The following is a 4,075-nucleotide window of genomic DNA, read 5'->3' as shown; positions in this document are numbered from 1 at the left end:
TTGCTGCAGCGCTATGTGCCTGCGGATCAGCCAGCGGTGATCGACGCGCTGGATACTTTGCGCGCCGCAGGTCCCGGTCAGTTGCGCGCGTGGGCGGTGGCGCTGGTCAGTGGGCAATACTCGCTAGTCCCAGCGGCGCTGGTGCCGTTTCTCGGCGCCGCGCTGCAAACCGCCTGGAGCCACTGGCTGCTGAGCGTGCCGCAACTGCAACTCAAACCCGGTGACAGCCTCAGCCAATGCCCGGCCTGTGGTTCACCGGCCATGGCCGGGGTCATTCGCCATCGCGGCAAGCACAACGGTTTGCGCTATCTGGTGTGTTCGCTGTGTGCCTGCGAATGGCACGTGGTGCGGGTCAAGTGCGTGTATTGCGAGCAGAGCAAAGGCCTCGAGTACCTGAGCCAGGAAGACGATCGGCACAGCGCCGAACAGGCCCCGCTGCGCGCCGAAGTCTGCCCCAGCTGCAACAGCTACCTGAAATTGCTCTATCTTGAGAACGATGCCGAAGCCGAGGCGTTGTCGGCAGATCTCGGCAGTTTGCTGCTGGACATGCGCCTGGCCCAGGACGGCTATCAGCGTCTGGCGCCCAATCTGCTGCTGGCGCCGGGAGACGAATGACCAGAGCAAAATTGTGAGAGGGGGTGTGCTTCCACAGGTCTATGTGCCGAATCACAAAGCCCGGTCCGCCCCGGATTTCTTTGTGGGAGCGAGCCTGCTCGCGAAGGCGTCAGGTCAGCCACATCCACACTGACTGACACACCGCATTCGCGAGCAAGCTCGCTACCACAGGTTTTTGTGGTGACCAAGAATGTTCATTCCACCCCGAATCCCTGTGGGAGCTGGCTTGCCAGCGATTGGTCAGCACATCCACCGCTTTCTTTGACGGACCCACCGCAATCGCTGGCAAGCCAGCTCCCACAGTTTTATGTGCCGAATCACAAAGTCCGGTCAGCCCCGGATTTCTCTGTGGGAGCGAGCCTGCTCGCGAAGGCGTCAGGTCAGCCACATCCACACTGACTGACACACCGCATTCGCGAGCAAGCTCGCTCCCACAGGTTTTGTGGTGACCAACAATGTTCATTCCACCCCGAATCACTGTGGGAGCTGGCTTGCCAGCGATTGGTCAGCACATCCACCGCCTTCTTTGACTGACCCACCGCAATCGCTGGCAAGCCAGCCACAGATTTGTGTGCCGAATCACAAAGCCCGGTCAGCCCCGGATTTCTCTGTAGGAGCGAGCTTGCTCGCGAAGGCGTCTGGTCAGCGACAACCACACTAACTGACACACCGCTTTCGCGAGCAAGCTCGCTCCCACAGGTTTTTGTGATGACCAACAATGTTCATTCCACCCCGAATCACTGTGGGAGCTGGCTTGCCAGCGATTCGGTCGGCACATCCACCGCCGTTTTTGACTGACCCACTGCAATCGCTGGCAAGCCAGCTCCCACAGATTTGTGTGCCGAATCACAAAGCCCGCTCAGCCCCGGATTTCTCTGTGGGAGCGAGCCTGCTCGCGAAGGCGGCGGGTCAGCGACAACCACACTAACTGATACACCGCTTTCGCGAGCAAGCTCGCTCCGGCAGTGCGTCTACACTTCTGAAACCCTTTCGGGAGCAAGCTTGCTCCCAAAAGGGATTGTTTCAGTGAAATCAGGAGTGGCTGATGTCTTCCAGCGTTGCCCTGCGGTTGCCGTCCATTGATGGCTTGTTGCGTCACCCGGCGTGCGCGCCGTTGGCCGAGCGTTACGGCCGGGATTCTTTGCTGACGGGCCTGCGTCAGTTGCTCGATGAGCTGCGGCCCGGCGTGTTGAGCGGGCAATTGGCGGCGGTGGAAATCGGCGCCGAAGTACTCGCCGGCCGCGTCGGCGAACGCTTGGCGCAACAACAACGCAGCCAGGTGCGCCGGGTATTCAATCTGACCGGCACGGTGCTGCACACCAATCTCGGCCGCGCCTTGCTGCCGGAGGAAGCCATCGAAGCGGTGCAAATGGCCGCGCGCTATCCGCTCAATCTCGAGTTCGATCTGGCCAGCGGCAAGCGCGGTGATCGTGACGATCTGATCGAAGGCCTGATCCGCGAACTGACCGGCGCCGAAGCGGTGACCGTGGTCAATAACAATGCCGCTGCCGTGCTGCTGACCCTCAACAGCCTCGGCGCGCGCAAGGAAGGCATCATCTCGCGCGGTGAGCTGATCGAGATCGGCGGCGCCTTCCGCATCCCCGACATCATGGCCCGCGCCGGCGTGCGCCTGCATGAAGTCGGCACCACCAACCGCACCCATGCCAGGGATTACCAAGCGGCAATCGGCCCGCGCAGCGGTTTGATCATGCGCGTGCATGCCAGCAACTACAGCATCGAAGGCTTCACCGCGCGGGTGCCGACTGCGGAACTGGCCGAGTTGGCTCACGCTCATGGCTTGCCGTTGCTGGAAGATCTGGGCAGCGGCAGTCTGCTTGACCTGACGCGCTGGGGCCTGCCGGCGGAACCGACGGTGCGGCAGGCCTTGCTCGATGGCGCCGACATCGTCACCTTCAGCGGCGACAAATTGCTTGGCGGGCCGCAGGCCGGATTGATTGTCGGGCGCAGAGAACTGATCGCGAAGATCAAGAAGAACCCATTGAAGCGTGCGCTGCGGGTCGACAAATTGACCCTGGCCGCGCTGGAAGCGGTGCTCGGTCTGTACCGCGACCCTGATCGCCTCGCCGCGCGTCTGCCGAGCCTGCGTCTGCTGACCCGGCCGCAAGCCGACATTCATGCGCAGGCGGTGCGTTTGCAACCGCTGCTCGCTGATGTGCTGGGCGAGGTCTGGCAGGTCAGTGCAGTCGAGGCGTTGGGCATGATCGGCAGCGGCAGCCAACCGGTGGCGCGTCTGCCGAGTGCGGCGCTGTGTTGTCGCCCGCGAGTGTCCAAGCGTTGGCGCGGGCGCTATTTATTGAATCTCGAAGCAGCGTTGCGCGGTTTGCCGATCCCTGTGCTCGGTCGGATCGGCGACGATGCGCTGTGGCTCGATCTGCGTCAGCTCGACGATGAGCCAGCGTGGCTGGCGCAGTTGGCGCAATTGCAGGTCGACCGGTGATCGTCGGCACGGCGGGGCACATCGACCACGGCAAGACTTCGCTGTTGCAGGCGCTGACGGGGCAAACCGGCGACCGCCGCCCGCAGGAGCGCGAACGCGGCATGACCATCGACCTCGGTTATCTCTACGCCGAACTCGCAGCGGGCGCCGGGCTGACCGGATTCATCGACGTGCCCGGCCACGAAAAATTCACCCACAACATGCTCGCTGGTGCGCAGGGCATCGATCTGGTGTTGCTGGTAGTCGCGGCGGATGACGGGGTGATGCCGCAGACCCGCGAGCACCTGGCGATCGTTGAGCTGCTCGGCATCCCGCGCGCGCTGGTGGCGATCACTAAATGCGACCGGGCGGGAGCGGGCAGGGTGGAAGAGGTGCAGCGCCAAGTGCTCGATTTGCTGGCGCCCGGGCCATTTGCTGATGCGCCGATTTTTACCGTGTCGAGCGTGAACGGGCAGGGCGTCGGTGAGTTGCGCGCGGCGTTATTGCAGGCACAGAACGAGGTGCAGGCACGCGGTTGTGAGGGCGGCTTTCGTCTGGCGATTGATCGGGCGTTCAGCGTCCCCGGTGCGGGGATTGTGGTCACGGGCACCGCGCTATCGGGCACGGTTGCGGTGGGCGACAAACTTGTCTTGGGGCCTGCGGGCAAATCGGTGCGCATCCGTGGCCTGCACGCGCAAAATCAGGCCGCTGAACAGGCGTTCGCTGGCCAACGCGTGGCATTGAACCTCAGCGGCGATCGTCTGGAACTGGCGCAAATCCACCGTGGCCAATGGCTGCTGGCGGACTGGCTGCACGCCCCGACCCAGCGCATCGACATCGACTTTCAGCTGTTGCCCGGCGAGCGCACCTTTGAACATTTTCACCCGGTGCATCTGCACCTTGGCACGCAAGATGTCATCGCCCGCGTCGCCTTGCTGCAAGGCCCGCGCCTGAGCCCCGGCGAGCGCATGTTCGCGCAACTGCTGATCAACGCGCCGGTGCAAGCGGTGAAGGGTGATCGGC

At 63.3% G+C, this 4,075-nt stretch carries 3 protein-coding genes; all 3 read left to right on the top strand.

Annotation, left to right across the window (positions count from 1 at the left end):
* Nucleotides 1-615, top strand: a 615-nt coding sequence (fdhE, locus tag OQK_RS24890) for a formate dehydrogenase accessory protein FdhE (protein ID WP_038861725.1), incomplete at its 5' end; no start/stop codon positions are given.
* A gap of 1,045 nt (nucleotides 616-1,660) precedes the next feature.
* Complete coding sequence (gene selA, locus OQK_RS24885; protein WP_016774816.1) at nucleotides 1,661-3,073, top strand: L-seryl-tRNA(Sec) selenium transferase; 1,413 nt, start codon at nucleotides 1,661-1,663, stop codon at nucleotides 3,071-3,073.
* Nucleotides 3,070-4,075, top strand: a 1,006-nt coding sequence (gene selB / locus OQK_RS24880; RefSeq protein ID WP_038861723.1) for a selenocysteine-specific translation elongation factor, incomplete at its 3' end; no start/stop codon positions are given. The genes selA and selB, both read left to right, overlap by 4 nt.

Origin of the sequence: Pseudomonas sp. R62 (assembly GCF_000257605.1) — a bacterium.
In the GTDB taxonomy this organism is placed as follows: Bacteria; Pseudomonadota; Gammaproteobacteria; order Pseudomonadales; family Pseudomonadaceae; genus Aquipseudomonas; species Aquipseudomonas atacamensis.
Note: the sequence above shows the minus strand (reverse complement) of the source record. Positions and strands in the feature narration are given on the sequence as shown.

Bases quoted from the DNA above. Each gene is read 5' to 3' on its own strand.
- selA (WP_016774816.1), top strand. From the start codon at position 1,661: ATGTCTTCCAGCGTTGCCCTGCGGTTGCCGTCCATTGATGGCTTGTTG.